Source organism: Actinoplanes sp. NPDC049598 (genome assembly GCF_040675435.1).
In the GTDB taxonomy this organism is placed as follows: Bacteria; Actinomycetota; Actinomycetes; order Mycobacteriales; family Micromonosporaceae; genus Actinoplanes.
In genome coordinates this window covers 179,203-194,070 of sequence record NZ_JBFAOX010000019.1, presented here as the reverse complement: position 1 = coordinate 194,070, position 14,868 = coordinate 179,203, and the positions used below count along the sequence as shown (strand labels likewise).

The window sequence follows — 14,868 nt, the reverse complement described above, 5'->3', positions numbered from 1 at the left end:
CGCGCCGGGCCGGGGCCGCGCCGGCGCCGGCCGCGCGGCCGGCGCCCACCCCGCCCCCGGTGTGCCCCGCGACCGTGACCGCCCCGGCCGCCACGCCGAGCCGTCTCACCTCGACCGGCGCCGGGCTCTTCAAGCAGACCACCACCGTGCCGGTGCCGGCCGGCTGGCGGATGACGCTCGACGGCCGCGACCCCGAGTACGTCGAAACGGTGATCGTCCCGGAGGGCTTCTACACCCAGGACTCCCCGAGCACGGTCACCTACACGCCGAAGCTCCGCTTCATCGGCACCGCCACCCCGGTGACGATCCGGCTGACCGGCCCCGGCGGCCGGACCCGCACCCTTCGTTACTCAGCCACCGTCACCTGCCCGGCACCCCCGTCGGCCCCGACCCACACGACCACGGGCTCCAGCCGGACCTTCCAGTCGGTCACCTTCGCCATCCCGGCCGGCGGCTCGATCGGCCTGGCCCCGGGGCAGCCCATGGAGTTTCCCGAAGGCAGGCTCGGCCTGGCCATGATCTCGTCGATCGCCGCCACCGCCGGCCAGCCCTCGGACGACACCCTCATCGGCGCCGCGGGCACGCTGATCTTCTCGCCCACCCGGGGCATTGCCGGCCCGATCCCGCCGGTCCGCTACACCGTCACCGATTCCTACGGCCAGACCTCGGTCGGCCTCTACCGCCCGTCCGTCCGGGGCTACTGAGCTTCTACGATCGTCGCCATGACGACGCGGCTGGTTCAGGTCACCATGAAGGCGCACGACGACGTCGCGCTCGGCGGTTTCTGGGCGGCGGCGCTCGGCTGGGCCACTTCGAGCGAGGGTCCCGGCGTGACCAACCTCGAACCGGAGGGCTTCGTCTACCCCGACCCGGTCGCGGTCGTCGTCGACCTGGTCGCCTCCACCGAACCGAAGACCGGCAAGAACCGGGTCCACCTCGACCTGGCCACCACCTCGTCCGCTCACCAGGCCGAGCTGGTCGCCCGCCTGACCGCGCTCGGCGCGACCCCGGCCGACATCGGCCAGGGTGACGTCGACTGGGTGGTCCTGGCCGACCCGGAGGGCAACGAGTTCTGCGTCCTCGACTGGCACGACCCGGACCGCGACACCGGCCCGATCGCCTCGGTCGTGGTCGACTGCGCCGACCCGCGGGCCATGGCCCGCTTCTGGGGCGAGGCCATGGACTGGACCGTGCAGAAGGTGACCGACGACAGCGCGGTCCTGCGCTCGGCCCAGGGCGTCGGGCCGTACCTGCAGTTCCTGCGCACCCCCGACGCCAAGACCGGCTGGAACCGCGTCCACCTCGATGTCCGCCCCTACCCCGGCGACGACCCCGAAGCCGAGGCGGCGCGGCTGCGGGCCCTGGGCGCCACTCCGATCGACCTGGGTCCCGGCGTCGCGTGGCGCGTCCTGGCCGACCCCGAGGGCAACGAGTTCTGCCTGCTCAGCCCGAGCTGACTCCGTCCAAGGTCATCCCCCAGCGGGCGAAGCGGGCTCGGGCCTGGCGCTCACCGCGGGCCAGCAGCAGGCGGCGGCCGCCGGGGAGCCGGCCCACCCCGTGAGTGAGGAACAGGTTGGCGGCTACGCGGGTCAGGCCGTACCAGGGCGGGCGGTAGGGCAGGCCGAGGTCGTGCAGGGCGCGGCGGCCCAGGAGCCAGGAGCTGACCGACAGCGCGCGCTCGCGTTCGAAGACGCGGCGCGAGCGGCCGTCGACCTCATGGTCGGTCATGGCGATCAGGGCCTGGGCCAGCGCGCGGCTGTTGTGGTCGGGCGGCGGGTCGTACGACAGGAAGTGATAGAGGAGGCGGCGGCCGCGCTGCTCGGTGAACGGGAGCCAGCGCTCGTCGACGCCCATCAGCCAGCCGATGTACGACCAGAGGTGCATGACCGCGCGGGCGTCGGCGCGAGTGACCCGTACGCCCAGCAGGCGCAGGTGGAGCAGGAAGCTGGTGCTGAAGACGCCGAGGGTGCTCGCCTGGTCGTACTGGTTGATGGGCACGCCGCGCAGCGCGTGGTCCCAGGTCGGGTCGGCCGCGAGGCGCTTGTTGACCAGGGCGTGCATGACCCGGACGTGCAGGGTCAGCCGGAAGCCCTCGGCTTCCGGGGCGAGGCCGCCGGGCGCGGTGACGGCGCGCCACCAGAGGGTCGTCTCCTTGATGCGGCGCAGGGTTTCGCCGCCGGCCAGCCGCCCGGTGCGGACCAGCGGCTCGAGGGCGGCGGCGGTGCGGTAACCGCCGAGCAGGGAGCCGTAGGCCAGGACCAGACCGGCATCCAGGCCGTACGACCGGCAGGCCTCCGCGCCGCGGGCGAGCAACCGGTCGTCGACCCAGGACGGCCGCGCCCGGACGGCGTCGAGAAAGGCCTGGGCCGGCGGGTACGAGGCGGGGTCGCTCAAGGCGCGATGAAGCGAGCGCGCGGGCACGGCCCGTACCAGCGCCGCCGCAAGCTCGTCCGACCGCGACAAAGCGTCGCGGAGAGCCGCGAGCTCGCCCTCAGAAGGGCGAGCCCCACGGCCGCAGAGACGCCGGAGGGAGGCCGCGGCGCGCTCGCCCCACTCGCGGTCCAGGCCGAAGCGGGTCGGGGCGGTCATTCGAACAGCTTGCGGATCTGCTCGTTGAAGGTGAGCACGGACAGGAAGCCGAACAGCAGGAACGACCAGACGAGGGCGGCCACCCGGCCCGCGCCGGGGCGGATCTCGCGGGGCAGCATCCGCTTGTTGACGAGGATCAGCAGCGCGGAGTAGATGAACATCATCAGGCCACCGGTGACGGCCGAGATGACCAGCAGCACGAGCGGCTGGGTGACGCCGGAGAGCAGCACCACGACGCCGATCGCGACCAGGCCCCAGACCAGCGCGAAGTAGATCTTGCTTTCGTTCAGGGCCGTCAGGTACGAGGTCTTGAGCACGTCGGCGGCCAGCCGGCTGGTGTAGTCGACGATGCCGAGCGCGGCCGCGAAGAGCGAGAACGCGCCGACGATCCAGAAGAAGGTGCCGAACCAGCCGCCGACCGCGGTGTTGAGCGCCTCGCCCTCGGCCTTGAGGAACGAGATGTTGTTGGTCAGGCCCTCGTCGCCGAAGACCGTGGCGTAGGCCAGCATCGAGGTGAAGAAGATGGTCAGGAACGTGATGAGCACGAACGTGCTGAGCTGCTCGACGTTCGCGAAGCGCCACCAGCGGCGCCAGCGGGTCAGGTTCTCGGCGTTCGGCTCGAAGACGAAACCGGTCGACGGGGCGGCCTCGAGCTGACCGGTGACCGGGCTGACGATCCGGGGCACGTACGCGCCCATGCCGAACCCCTTGTCGCGGATCCAGTTGCTCTGGCACAGGTTCTGGCCGCCACCCGCGCCCGCGAAGGCGAGCGCGCCCATCAGCAGGGCGAACCCGAGCTCCTCGTACGGCAGGCCGGCCCGGGTGATGATCTGGCCGGCGTCGCGCCAGGCGGTGGCGCCGATGGCCGCCACCGACCCGACGATCAGCAGCAGCAGGACGGCCGCCACCTTGACCATCTCGATCTTCTCGAGCGCCTGGTAGACGACCGGGGCCAGGGTCAGGATGACGCCGATCAGCAGCAGGAACCCGATGGCGACCGGCGTCACGCGGCCACCGACCAGATAGGTGGTGAGGGTGGCCGAGCTGGTGGCCCAGCCCGGCCAGATGTTGGCGAAGTAGGCCAGGATCGCGAAGACCAGGCCCCAGTGCCGCCAGTACCGGCTGAAGCCGGTCAGCGCGGTCTCCCCGGTCGCGAGGGTGTAGCGCTCGATCTCCATGTTGAGGAAGTACTGGGTGGCCAGGCCGACGAACGCGGCCCAGACGAAGACCAGGCCGACCTGCGAGGCGATGTACGGGAACAGGATGAACTCGCCGCTGGCCAGGCCGACCCCGGCCGCGATGATGCCCGGCCCGATCACCCGCCGGAAACTGGCCGGCGGCTCGGGCAGATCGCGCAGCTCCGGAGCGGGCAGATGCTTCGTGGGGAACAGATCCACGACCATGGAGGTCAATCTATGCCTACTCGTAGATCAGGTCCATGGTGTCGGTGCGGCCCGACCAGGCCAGCGTGAGATGCCAGCAGCCGGCCCGGGGCAGGTCGACCAGCGACGGACCGGGGGCGACCTTCTCCTCGGCCCGGACATCGGCGCCGGCCAGGGTCGCGACGATCGTCAGATCGGAACCCGGCTCGATCGGGGCGCGGGGAACCCAGAGGATCTTGTTGCTGCGGTCCTCGGCGGGCGGGCTGCGCAGCGGCGCGCCGAACAGCACGGCCAGGATCTCACCGCGCTCGCCGAACACGTGCGGGGTGCCACTGCCGTCCCCGCTGAAGCCGGCGCGGGCCCATTCCGGAAGGGCATCGGTCCGCACGGGTGAGCCACAGGCCCGCGGGGGCGCCGGCGCCGTGCAGCCGGCCAGGAGAAGAAGCAGAACGAGCGCCTTCATGTGCGGATGACACCGCTCGGCCGATGTGGGTTCCCCGGCCGCGCTGCGATGCTCATCGGGTGCGCCGGCCCGAGCTCGACCTCATCCGCCTCGTGGTGGTCCTCGGGCTGGTGTTCTTCCATGCCGCGCTGGTCTTCGACACGCGCGACGACTTCTACGTCAAGAACCCGCAGACGACCGAGGCGGTCACCTGGATCGCCGGGCTGGGCGTCGTGTGGGCCATGCCGGCGCTGTTCCTGATCGCCGGGCTCGGGTCGTGGCACTCGATCGGGCGCCGGGGGACGCGCGGTTTCGTGGTCGAGCGGCTGCTGCGGCTCGGGGTGCCGCTGGTGTTCGCGGCGCTGACCATCGTGCCGATCCCCCAATGGATCCGGTACGGCGCCTCGGAGCCGTACCCCGAATTCCTCCGGCGTTACTTCGACGTCCATCTCGGACTGTCGGAGTTCCCGTTTCTCGTCCGGGGTGACCTCTTCGAGACCGGCCATCTGTGGTTCGTGGTCCTGCTGCTCGCGTTCTCCCTGATGCTGGCCCTGGTGGCGGGGCGGCTCCCGCTGGTCGGGGGGCCGATGCGGCATCGCGGGGTGGTCTTCCTGCCGGCGGTGCCGGTCGCGCTGATCGGCGCGCTGCTCGGCATGGAGGAGTCCTTCGCCGGGTGGAGCCGGTGGGCCTACCTGCTCTTCTTCCTGTACGGATTTCTGCTCGCGGCCGACGATCGGTTCCGGGCCGCCATGCGCCGCGACGCCAAGTGGGCCGCCGCCATCGGCTTCCTGCTGTTCGGCGCGGCCGGGGCGTTCCTGGGCACGGACCAGGGCGAGCCGTTCACGGACATGACCGCGCACGCGATCATCGCCCGGGTGTTCTTCGGGCTGGCCGGATGGTTCTGGCTGGTCGCCATCCTCGGCCTGCTCGACCGGGGCCGGCCGCCGCCGGGCAGCCGCGCGCTCGGCTACCTGGGCCTGGCCGCGCTGCCGCTCTACATCCTGCACCAGCCGATCCTGGTCGTCGTCGCGTACTTCGTGGTCCGCCGGGACCTGCCGATGATCGTCAAGTACCTGGCCATCGTAGTGATCACGTTCGCGGTCATGTTCGCCGTCTACGATGTGCTCGTGCGGCGTACGCGCGTGACCCGGTTCCTGTTCGGGATGCGGCCGTGAGCATCGTCCTGACCGGGGCCACCACAGGGATCGGCCGAGCCACCGCCCAGCTGCTGGCCGGGTCGACCGATCACCTCATCCTGCACGGGCTCGAGCCGACGATCGGCGGCTTCACCCCGGGCGTACGGATGACCTACTTCCCGGCCGACTACGGCGACCTCGACGAGGTGGAACGGCTCGCGGCCCGGATCCGGGCCACCACCGACCACATCGACGTCCTGATCAACAACGCGGCCCGGCCCGGCCCGCCGGCCCGGACGGTCAACGAGGCCGGGCAGGAGGTCACCTACCAGGCCAACTATCTGGCGCCGGTGCTGCTGACGACGCGGCTGCTCGACCTGACGCGCCGGGTGGTCAACATCGCCTCGGCCACCCACCTGTCGGCCACCTTCGAGGGCGACCACCGGTCCGACGCTGGGACGGGTGCGTACGCGTACAGCAAGCTGGCCCTGGTGACCTACAGCTGCTGGCTGTCCGGCAGCCGCTCCGAGGTGGTCAGCATGCACCCCGGGATCATCGCCACGCCGCTGCTGCACGCCATGTTCGCCATCGCCGGGGACGAGCCGTCCCATGCGGCGGAGAACGTCCGCTACGTGGCCTCCCGCCGGCGCGACAACGGCACCTACTACGACGAACGGCGGCCCGCCGCGCCCAACCCGGAGGCCCTCGACCACGACGCCCAGGCCCGGCTGATCGAGACGACCGGGCGGGCGCTCGGCTTCTCCCTCCGCCTGTGATGAGATGCCGGGGTGTCTGAGACTCATCCCGTGCTGATGCACACCGCGCTGGACGCCACCGACGTCCGCGGACTGGCCGAGTTCTACCGCGAGCTGCTGGGCGTGACCTACCGCCCCGGCGACGAGACCCCCGAGGAGGGCGAGGACTGGCTGGTCCTGGTCGACGGCAACGGACGGCGGGTGCTGGCCTTCCAGCGCGTGCCGGAACTGGCCCGCCCCGACTGGCCCGCCCACGACGTGCCGAAACAGATACACCTCGACTTCAACGTCACCGACGCCGACGAGCTCGAGCGCCATCGCCGGCGGGCCGAGGAGCTGGGCGCCACCCTCCTCCTGGACCGCACCGGCGACAAGGAGGAACCTCTCTACGTCCTGGCCGATCCGGCCGGCCACCCGTTCTGCCTCCTCGTGGGAACGCCGTAGCTGATGCTGCAGCGGTTGCTCGACGGCCTGGTCGCGAACGGTGCGGTGGGTGCTCTGGGCGAGCTCCGCAACGGCGGCACTACCGAGTCGGGCGGCGCGCGGGCCGCGTGCCGGCGGGAACCGGAATTCGCGCCCGGCACGTCCCGCGCCTACAACAACACCGGCTACCTGCTGCTCGGCCTGGAGATCGAGCGGGTCACCGGTCATCCGTACGGCGAGGAGATCACCCAGCGGATCCTCCGGCCGCTGGGGCTGCGCCGAACCCTGGTGCGCGACGACAGCGAGCTGATCCCCGAACCGCACGCCCACGCCTACCTGGAGGTGAACGGCGAACTGGTCGACATCACCGACTACAACCCCTCCACGGCCGGGGCCTCGGGCGGCATGATCTCTACGGCCGGCGACGTGAACGCGTACTTCCGTGGGCTGTTGACCGGTCCTTTGCTGGCCCCGGAGCAACGCCGGACCATGCTCGACGGCGGGTTCGGCATCACCCGCTACGACGTGCCCGGCCTGGGCGAACTATGGGGCAAGGAGGGCGGCTTCCACGGCTTCCGGACGTGGACGCTGCACCGCTCCGACTGCGAGTGGCAGCTGACGATCTCGGCGACCGGCGCCTCCGTGCCCTCGACGGAGGAGTTCCTCAAGCTGCCGGCGGCTTCCCGGTAAGGCGGGTGGTCAGGAAGCGGTGGGCTTCGCGGCGGCTGCGGATTCGGACGATCGGGAGCTCGGGAAGCCGTACGGCCAAGGTCGTGACCGCGTCGCTGGACGCGCCGTGGGTTCTCCAGGCCCAGCGGATGATGTGATCCGGGTCGGTGAGCAAGGTCCGCAGGGGCGGCTCGAGGTTGCCGTTCCACAGCACCTGCCGGGCCAGCCGGCGGCGCACCGTGCGGGCGGTGACCTGCCGCATGACCCGCCAGCGGGGCAGGTCGAGCCAGACCAGCAGGTCCGCCCGCTCGGCGAGCTGCTCGCGGACCTGCTTGTACTGCCACTCGATGACCCACGCCGGGCCCGCGATGAAGCGCTGCACGTCCGCCACGAACGACGGCCGGGGCACCCATCCGGGCCCGTGGAAGAGCGAGTCGATCTCGACGTACGGCACGTCGAGGCGCTCCCCGATCCGGCGCGCCATCGTGCTCTTGCCCGATCCGGACGTTCCGGCGACCAGGATGCGCGAGGGTCGGCACGGCAGGACGTCGGAAACGGACAGTATCGGCACGCGAACAACTTAACTGCTCTATCCTGATCGACAGACGTCGATGTCGAGCGAAGGGCTGCGCGATGAGGACGAAGTTGGCCGCCATTCTCAGTGCCGCGTTGATCGCCGGAACGCTCGGGGTCACGTCGGAACCAGCGCGGGCCGCCGGAAGTGCGGTCGCGGCGCGGCCCGGTCCGGCCGAGGTCCAGCGGGCCCTCACGAGGATCGCGCGGGCCAGCGACGGGCGGGTGCGGCTCGGGACGATCGGGCGGAGCAACGAGGGCCGGCCACTGCGGCTGGCCAGCGTCGGGCACGGTCCGGTACGGCTGCTCTTCGTCACCCAGCAGCACGGCGACGAGCCGCTCGGCACCCCGGCGGCCATCCGGGCTTTGTGGACGCTGGGCGTACCAGACACCCCGTGGCAGCGGGCGCTGCTCAAGCGGGTCACCCTCGACGTCGTGGTGCAGGCCAACCCGGACGGCGCGGTCCGCAATCAGCGCTACAACCACGACCCCGGCGCCGACGGGGACTACTCGGAGCCGGGTGTCGGCTACGACATCAACCGCTTCCACAACCCGCTGACGCCGATCGAGGACAACCCGGTGCCGGAGTCCCGGGCTATCCTGCGCCTATGGCACGCCACCCATCCCCGCGTGGTCGTCGACTACCACATGCAGGGCCGCTACCGGCAGCCCGACGGCCGCGAGACCACGGCCTCGATCCTGTGGCCGACCAGTCCCCGGGCCGGCGACGTGACCCGGTCGCGCCGGCTCGCGGTGGCCAATTTCGACGCGATGACCAAGCTGGCCGGGGCCAACGTCACCCGCTATCCCGGCGGCGACTACGAGGGCATCGCCCGTAACGCCTACGGCATCCTGGGCAGCGCCTCCCTGCTGGTGGAGCTCTCCGATCTGCCCGAGGCCCAGGTCGAATCCCAGATCCGCACGGCGTACGTCTCCATGCTCTCCACGATCCAGCGCGCCGCCGACGGCTCGCTGTGGCGCACCGACCCGTCCCGGGCCGACAGCATCCCCGCCCGCGGCCCGTCCCTCCCGAGCGTCACCGCCCGGGCCATGGACGCTGCGGCCTGATCGGCTCACCCCACGGAACCGGCGCCGGCCGGTGTGCCACCGGCGCTGCGCGATGATCGCGCGAAGCGCACAATCGGGGGCATGCGAATTGATCTTTCGGGGAAGACGGCGCTGGTCACCGGGTCGACGCAGGGCATCGGGCGGGCCATCGCGGCCGGGCTGGCCGCGGCGGGGGCCCGGGTCGGAGTGAACGGGCGCTCGGCCGAATCGGTCGAGCGGGCGATCGGCGAGCTCGGCGACGGGGAGTACGTGGCCGCGCCGGCCGACGTCGCCACCGACGAGGGCACGGCGGCCGTGCTCGAGGCGCTGCCCGAGGTCGACATCCTGATCAACAACCTGGGCATCTTCGGCGCCAAGCCGGCGCTGGAGATCACCGATGACGAGTGGCGGCGCTACTTCGAGGTCAACGTCCTGGCCGCCGTACGGCTGACTCGGGCCTACCTGCCGGGGATGCGCGACCGCGGCTTCGGGCGGATCCAGTACATCGCCAGCGACTCGGCGGTGGTGACGCCGGCCGAGATGATCCACTACGGCATGTCGAAGACGGCCCTGCTGGCGGTGTCGCGGGGCTTCGCCAAGGAGGCGGCCGGCTCCGGCGTCACGGTCAACAGCGTCATGGCCGGCCCGACCCACACCGGCGGGGTCGAGGGCTTCGTACGGCAGCTGGTCGGCGACGACCTGCCCTGGGACGAGGCCCAGCACGAGTTCATGCTCAAGCACCGCCCCCAGTCCCTGCTCCAGCGCCTGATCGAGCCGGAGGAGATCGCCAACATGGTCGTCTACCTCTCCTCCCCCTTCGCCTCGGCCACCACCGGCGGCGCGCTGCGCGTCGACGGCGGCTACGTCGACGCCATCCTGCCCTGAGAGAGGCCGCCGCCGGCCGCGTCCCGCCGTCAGCCTGGTCCCGGCCCGGGTCGTCTCCTACCGTCAGCCTGGTCCCGGCCCGGGTACCCCCTACCGTCAGCCTGGCCCCGGGTCCGGAAGAGGAGGTGGCTCTTCGCCGGTCGCGGTTCTCGGCCCAGCACGACGCCGGCCACCGTGCGCAGGTCGCGGCCGGGCAAAATTCGTGCTGGCGGCAGGACGCCCTGGGCAGCATGTCGGTCATGACGTGGGAAGTGCGCCGGGTCGGGGGCGGTGAGTGGCGGCGATACCGCGAGCTGCGGCCGGCCGCGCTTCAGGAAGCGCCGGAAGCCTTCGACGAGCGGTATGCCGAGCTGCTGACCTGGGCGGACGACTCTTGGCGGCGGCGCGTCGAGGACGGGTCCTCGGGGCCTGAAGAGCGCATGTTCGTGGCCGTGCGGGACGGCAGGTTCGTCGGTAAGGCCACGTGCTTCACGGAGGAGAAGGGCTCGTCGGCGTCTACGTCTCTCCGCCATACCGTGGCAGCGGCACGGCCGACGACCTGCTGGCCGTGGTGATCCGCTGGGCGCGGGAGGAAGCCCGGGCGGGCCGCGTGCGGCTCTTCGTCCGGCGCGGCAACCGGCGCGCCGCAGGGTTCTACCGGCGCCCCGGATTCGAGGCCACCGGGATTGCGGCCGGCGATGAGGACGAGATGGTCATCGGGGTCTCAGCCGCCCACGAGGACGAGACGGCCACCGAGACCACGCCCAGCGACAGGAACTAGATGGTGACCGGAGGCGAGGGTGTCAAGGCAGTGGCGGGATCAGGGCGGCGATCGCGGCCTGGCCGTTGGCGTTGGGGTGGTCGCCGTCGGGGGCGAGTGATCCCGTGGGGTCCTGGGTGCCGTCGGGGCCGTGGAAGGCGGGGGCGGTGGGCACGTAGCGGGCGCCGGTCTGCTGGGCGGCGGTCCGCAGGGCCTCGTTGACGGTGTCGGTGGCTGTCAGTGACGCGCGGACGCCGGTGGGGCCGTACTTGGTGGCGGCCACCCGGCCGTCCAGGACGACGTTCCAGTAGCCGAGCACGATGACGCGGACGTGGTGGATCTGCTCTATCGCGGTGATGGTGGCGGTCACGTTCGTGCGGACGGCGGCGGCCACGGATGGGTACGAAGCAGGTTTTTCGAAGTCGGCGGCCATGTCGTTGGCGCCGACCATGATGACGACTTCGGCGGCGGCCGCGAGGGCTGGTTTCGAGAGGGGTACCAGGGCTCGTACGTCGGCGGAATCGGCCCCCGACTGGGCCAGGTCGACGTTGGTCGCGTGCTGCGCGGAGGCGTACAGGGCGGGGAAAGGTTGGCAGCCGCAGGCGGCGCCGGCCGCGACCGAGTCGCCCAGGGTGACCACCGACGGGGTACCCGCCGGGCCGCAGGCGGCCAGGCCGAGCAGGAGCAAGGCAGCCGCCGGGCGGAGCCGAAGCAAGGCGGCGGGCCCGCGCAGGAGCAAGGCGGCGAGGGGTCTCACGGCTGCGGCCCGGCCAGATGGGCGGAGAGCCAATCAAAGGCAGGAGCCTCCATCTGCCGCCAGACCGCGGTGCTGTGGCCGCCCCGTGCCAGCACGGCGGTGGTCACCGCGAGTGGCTTGTGGGCGGCTGCGGCCAGCAAGCGCGAGTCGCGGGAGCACTGCTTGTCGTCGGCGGCCCAGCCGAGCCAGAGGGCGGCGGCGGGCTGCGGCAGGTGTTTGAGGCGCCAGAACGGGTTGTTGGTGTTGTGTTCGGAGCCGTCGCCGATGGTGATGCCGGCCGACGCGTAGCCGGACAGGCTGGCTCCGGCGGCGAACTGGCCGGGGTGGCGCAGGGTCAGGTTGATGGCGCAGAACGCCCCGGCCGAGTAGCCGGCGAGGCCCCAGCCGGCGCGGTCGGTGCGGATCCGGTAGTGGGCCCTGGCGTAGGCGGGCACGTCGACGGTCAGGAACGTCTCGGCCTGCGGTCCGCCGCGCAGGTCGGTGCATTCGGTGTCGAGGGTCGGGCTGGGGCTCTGCTGCGGGAAGAGCACCACCGTGGGCGCCATCCGGCCGGCCGCGATCTCGGTGTCCAGAGTGGACTTGACGTTGAGCTTGTGCACCCAGTACTGCGGTGTGCCGGGGACGCCGTGGAAGGCTTCGATGACGGGATACCGGATGGTGCTGTTGTGGTAGCCGGCCGGCAGGTAGACGTACATCGGCACCGTCAGATGGCCCGGCACGGTCACGGCGAAGAGCTGGCTCGCGCCGGTGTCGTGCGAGACCGGCCCGGCCGCGGTGGCGGTCGGGAACGTCTCGGTGAGCGCGTTGAGCTGGATGCCGACGGCGGCGACGACGCTCACCACGGACAGCAGGGCCAGCAGGCTGCGCCCGATCCAGCGCAGTCTGTTCCAGAAAGCAGCCAGTGCGACCGCGGTCAGGAGCACGGCGGCGAGCGCCAGCCACAGGGTGATCACGCCGGAACTCCCGACGAGGGCAAGGTTTTCGGCGCTTTCAGGGCGGGCGGCAACTCGTCGGCCGGCTGGTCGAGGACCGCGAGCCCGGCCGGGGCCGCCTTGACGAAGGCCGCGCCGAGCGAACCTGACACGTCCCAGCCGACCATGCTCACGCGCAGATCGCGCCCGAGCTCGGCGGGCAGGCTCAGCAGCGCGGTGGCGGTGGTGGCCGAGGTGGGTGCGACGGTCACGGTCACGGCCTCGGGCGTACGCGGGGCAGCGCCCCCAAGCGCAAGCGCGACCGGGAAGGCCACCTGAGGCCGGGCCGCGTAGTCGGCCGGAACGGTGATCCGGGGCGCCCGGGCGAGGTGCCACTGCTGCCAGCCCGGCGGTCGCCACTCGAAGGTCCCGGCCGGGGCGCGGCCGTCGAGCAGCCCGGCTTGGACCGCACCGGTGACCACGACCGTGCCGGTGTCGCCCCGCAGCGCCTGCCACGACGGATAGAAGCGCTCGCGCCGGTTGTACTCGAGGCCCGCGGTGAGCACGACAAGCACTTCCAAGAGAAGGACCCCGGCCGTACGCGTCACGAAGCGCACCCGGCCGCCGCGCGACCAGAGAAACACCGTGGCCGCCCCGACCGCGAGCGCGAGCGTGGCCGTCAACAAGAGCAGGGGCCGGCCGGTGAGGCTCACGCCGCCACCCCGACCCGCGGCGCGGAGAGGCGCGGCAGCCGCGGCTCGGGCAGGAAGGCCTCGGCCCGCATCGCCGCGACCGCGATGCGCGGCAGGTCCCGCGCGGTCGGGAAACAGAGGTAGCGCGGCGACCACGTCGGCAGATATTTGGCGTTCGAGCGGTAGAGCGACTCGATCTGCCACAGCTTCGAGGCGGCCCGCAGGACCCGCGACCACAGCCGCAGCACCGGGCCCGCGCCGAGCTCCTCCGCCCGGGCGAAAACCGAGCGCAGGACGGCGAAGTTGAGCGACACGCGGCGTACGCCCGCCTCCTCGAGAACGGCGACGACCATGAGCTCGGTCAGGCCGTTGTCGGCGGTGCGGTCGCCGCGCATCAGGTCGAGCGACAGGCCGTCGGCGCCCCACGGGACGAACTGCAGCAGGCCGCGCAGCGCGCCCTGCTCGTCGTGGCAGAGCACCAGCACGCAGTCGGCGTCCCGCGGGTCGCCGAGGCGGGACAGGGCCATCGAGAAGCCCCGTTCGACCGGGCCGTCCCGGAAGGCGTCGGCGGCGCGGATCGCCTCGGCCAGCTCGGCCCCGGTGAGGTCGCGCTGCCGGACGACCCGGCAGGTGTACCCGGCCCGGCGGATCCGGTTGACCGCCTGGCGCACCCCGCGCATCGGGCGGCCGTCGAGCGAGAACGCCCCGGTGTCCACAATGGCCTCGTCACCGAGCTCGACCACGTCCAGACCGGCCTTGCGGTACGCCTTTCCGGCCGCGTTGCCGCAACCGAGGACGGCCGGAGTCCAGCCGTGCTGCTGCGCGTCGGCCAGCCAGGCGCCGATCGCCTCGGGCCAGGCCGACTCGGGGCCGATCGGGTCGCCGGCGGCCAGGCTCACGCCGTTGACGACCCGGTACGCCACGACGGCGGCCTCGTTCTCGGACCACATCAGCGATTTGTCGGCGCGGGTGGCGAAATAGCTGAGCGAGTCGGCGCCCCCGTACCGCTGAAGTAGCCCGCGCAGGCGCACCTCGCCCTCCTCACTGCGCTCGGGCCGGCGCGAGCCGGGCCGGAGCAGCAACACCAGCGCGACGCCGACCGCGAGCAGCCCGCACGCCCCCGTGGTGTAGGCGACCACGTCGGCGCCGAAGTGCCGCCGGAACTCGAGCGGGCCGTGGACGCCGATCAGGCCGAGCGCCGACTGCTCGGCCCACTGGCTGACCCCGGGGGTGCCGACGAGATGGTTGACCCGGATCCAGATCTCGAGGAAGCCGAGCACGAAGCCGGCCGCGGCGAATCCCACCAGAGCCTGCAGGGCGCGCCAGCGGTTGGCCCGGTCGGCCAGGGCGGTGAACCTGTCCTGCGTGGCGAGCAGCATGACGAACAGGACGCCGCTCACGCCGGCCGCGTAGTAGTCCAGGCCCTTGACCAGATGCAGCGCCACGGCCAGCGCGGACAGGCCCAGCGCGACCTGCCAGGCGCGGCGCTTGCCCCGGCGCAGACCGGCGCCGAGATAGATCAGGAGCAGACCGGCGACGACGGTGGCGGCCCGGGCCGAGAGCACCCCGAAGGCGGGGACGAACTCCATCAGCGCGGACATGTGACCGCGCCGCGGCGGCGCGAGCGCGGAGACGACGTCGAGGAGGCCGGCCACTTGGACCAGCCGGGCGATCGTCCGCCTGGAGAGCGGTGGACCCGCCAACCGGTTCTGCATCATGGGGCTATCTTCTGTGCGCCAACTGTGTAGTGGGTGTGAAGTTTGCTGTGTGCTTGCTCAAGGGTGGCGACCAGCACAAACTCGTTTCTTGACCTTGCAGGCCGAAAGGGCAGCCCGAACGGCCCGTACGGTGGGCCCGCGTGCCTCCGC

At 72.0% G+C, this 14,868-nt stretch carries 17 protein-coding genes; 9 read left to right on the top strand and 8 right to left on the bottom strand.

The genetic code is table 11. The features are described 5' to 3' along the window. Positions 1–704, top strand: a 704-nt coding sequence (locus AB0J66_RS35245) for a hypothetical protein (protein WP_364670229.1), incomplete at its 5' end; no start/stop codon positions are given. An 18-nt stretch (positions 705–722) separates the two neighbouring features. Next, on the top strand, positions 723–1,457 hold the full coding sequence (locus tag AB0J66_RS35240) for a VOC family protein (protein ID WP_364670226.1): 735 nt from the start codon (positions 723–725) through the stop codon (positions 1,455–1,457). Here AB0J66_RS35240 and AB0J66_RS35235 read toward each other — a convergent pair. From AB0J66_RS35235 to AB0J66_RS35225, 3 genes are read right to left on the bottom strand one after another with little or no spacing between them, the layout of a single operon-like run. Next, positions 1,444–2,589, bottom strand: coding sequence for an oxygenase MpaB family protein (locus AB0J66_RS35235; RefSeq protein WP_364670223.1), 1,146 nt, complete (start codon positions 2,587–2,589; stop codon positions 1,444–1,446). The genes AB0J66_RS35240 and AB0J66_RS35235 overlap by 14 nt on opposite strands. After that, positions 2,586–3,992: an Nramp family divalent metal transporter gene (locus AB0J66_RS35230; RefSeq protein ID WP_364670220.1), complete on the bottom strand. Its 1,407-nt coding sequence runs from the start codon at positions 3,990–3,992 to the stop codon at positions 2,586–2,588. The genes AB0J66_RS35235 and AB0J66_RS35230 overlap by 4 nt, the downstream gene beginning before the upstream one ends. Before the next feature lie 16 nt (positions 3,993–4,008). Then, positions 4,009–4,434: a hypothetical protein gene (locus AB0J66_RS35225; protein ID WP_364670218.1), complete on the bottom strand. Its 426-nt coding sequence runs from the start codon at positions 4,432–4,434 to the stop codon at positions 4,009–4,011. Between the two features lie 59 nt (positions 4,435–4,493). Here AB0J66_RS35225 and AB0J66_RS35220 point away from each other — a divergent pair, with 59 nt between their 5' ends. Genes AB0J66_RS35220 through AB0J66_RS35205 form a run of 4 tightly spaced genes read left to right on the top strand, consistent with a single transcriptional unit; the run spans position 4,494 to position 7,417 of the window. Continuing rightward, entirely contained in the window at positions 4,494–5,588 is a 1,095-nt protein-coding gene (locus AB0J66_RS35220) for an acyltransferase (RefSeq protein ID WP_364670216.1), read from the top strand. Beyond that, the gene (locus AB0J66_RS35215; protein ID WP_364670213.1) at positions 5,585–6,325 is read left to right on the top strand and encodes an SDR family NAD(P)-dependent oxidoreductase; all 741 of its coding nucleotides are present in this window, start codon (positions 5,585–5,587) and stop codon (positions 6,323–6,325) included. The genes AB0J66_RS35220 and AB0J66_RS35215 overlap by 4 nt, the downstream gene beginning before the upstream one ends. A 12-nt stretch (positions 6,326–6,337) precedes the next feature. After that, a complete protein-coding gene (locus tag AB0J66_RS35210) occupies positions 6,338–6,748 on the top strand; it encodes a VOC family protein (protein WP_364670210.1) in 411 nt (136 codons plus the stop codon). Positions 6,749–6,751: 3 nt separating this feature from the next. After that, complete coding sequence (locus AB0J66_RS35205; RefSeq protein WP_364670207.1) at positions 6,752–7,417, top strand: serine hydrolase domain-containing protein; 666 nt, start codon at positions 6,752–6,754, stop codon at positions 7,415–7,417. On the opposite strand, the gene AB0J66_RS35200 is transcribed toward AB0J66_RS35205, so the two are convergent. After that, complete coding sequence (locus tag AB0J66_RS35200) at positions 7,392–7,967, bottom strand: AAA family ATPase (RefSeq protein ID WP_364670204.1); 576 nt, start codon at positions 7,965–7,967, stop codon at positions 7,392–7,394. The two genes, AB0J66_RS35205 and AB0J66_RS35200, sit on opposite strands and share 26 nt — an antisense overlap. 62 nt (positions 7,968–8,029) lie before the next feature. Here AB0J66_RS35200 and AB0J66_RS35195 point away from each other — a divergent pair, with 62 nt between their 5' ends. The 3 genes from AB0J66_RS35195 (at position 8,030) to AB0J66_RS35185 (ending at position 10,661) form a co-directional block, all read left to right on the top strand. Next, the gene (locus AB0J66_RS35195) at positions 8,030–9,037 is read left to right on the top strand and encodes a M14 family zinc carboxypeptidase (RefSeq protein WP_364670201.1); all 1,008 of its coding nucleotides are present in this window, start codon (positions 8,030–8,032) and stop codon (positions 9,035–9,037) included. An 81-nt stretch (positions 9,038–9,118) separates the two neighbouring features. Then, the gene (locus AB0J66_RS35190) at positions 9,119–9,901 is read left to right on the top strand and encodes an SDR family oxidoreductase (protein ID WP_364670199.1); all 783 of its coding nucleotides are present in this window, start codon (positions 9,119–9,121) and stop codon (positions 9,899–9,901) included. A gap of 463 nt (positions 9,902–10,364) precedes the next feature. Further along, positions 10,365–10,661, top strand: a complete 297-nt coding sequence (locus tag AB0J66_RS35185; protein WP_364670196.1) for a GNAT family N-acetyltransferase — start codon at positions 10,365–10,367, stop codon at positions 10,659–10,661. 22 nt (positions 10,662–10,683) lie between these two features. Here AB0J66_RS35185 and AB0J66_RS35180 read toward each other — a convergent pair whose 3' ends face one another. From AB0J66_RS35180 to AB0J66_RS35165, 4 genes are read right to left on the bottom strand one after another with little or no spacing between them, the layout of a single operon-like run. After that, positions 10,684–11,397: an SGNH/GDSL hydrolase family protein gene (locus AB0J66_RS35180; protein ID WP_364670193.1), complete on the bottom strand. Its 714-nt coding sequence runs from the start codon at positions 11,395–11,397 to the stop codon at positions 10,684–10,686. Next, on the bottom strand, positions 11,394–12,350 hold the full coding sequence (locus AB0J66_RS35175) for an alpha/beta hydrolase-fold protein (protein WP_364670191.1): 957 nt from the start codon (positions 12,348–12,350) through the stop codon (positions 11,394–11,396). Before AB0J66_RS35175 ends, AB0J66_RS35180 begins: the two co-directional genes overlap by 4 nt. After that, entirely contained in the window at positions 12,347–13,021 is a 675-nt protein-coding gene (locus AB0J66_RS35170; RefSeq protein WP_364670188.1) for a hypothetical protein, read from the bottom strand. The genes AB0J66_RS35175 and AB0J66_RS35170 overlap by 4 nt, the downstream gene beginning before the upstream one ends. After that, positions 13,018–14,718: a phosphatidylglycerol lysyltransferase domain-containing protein gene (locus AB0J66_RS35165; RefSeq protein ID WP_364670185.1), complete on the bottom strand. Its 1,701-nt coding sequence runs from the start codon at positions 14,716–14,718 to the stop codon at positions 13,018–13,020. Before AB0J66_RS35165 ends, AB0J66_RS35170 begins: the two co-directional genes overlap by 4 nt. Positions 14,719–14,868 lie beyond the last annotated feature (150 nt).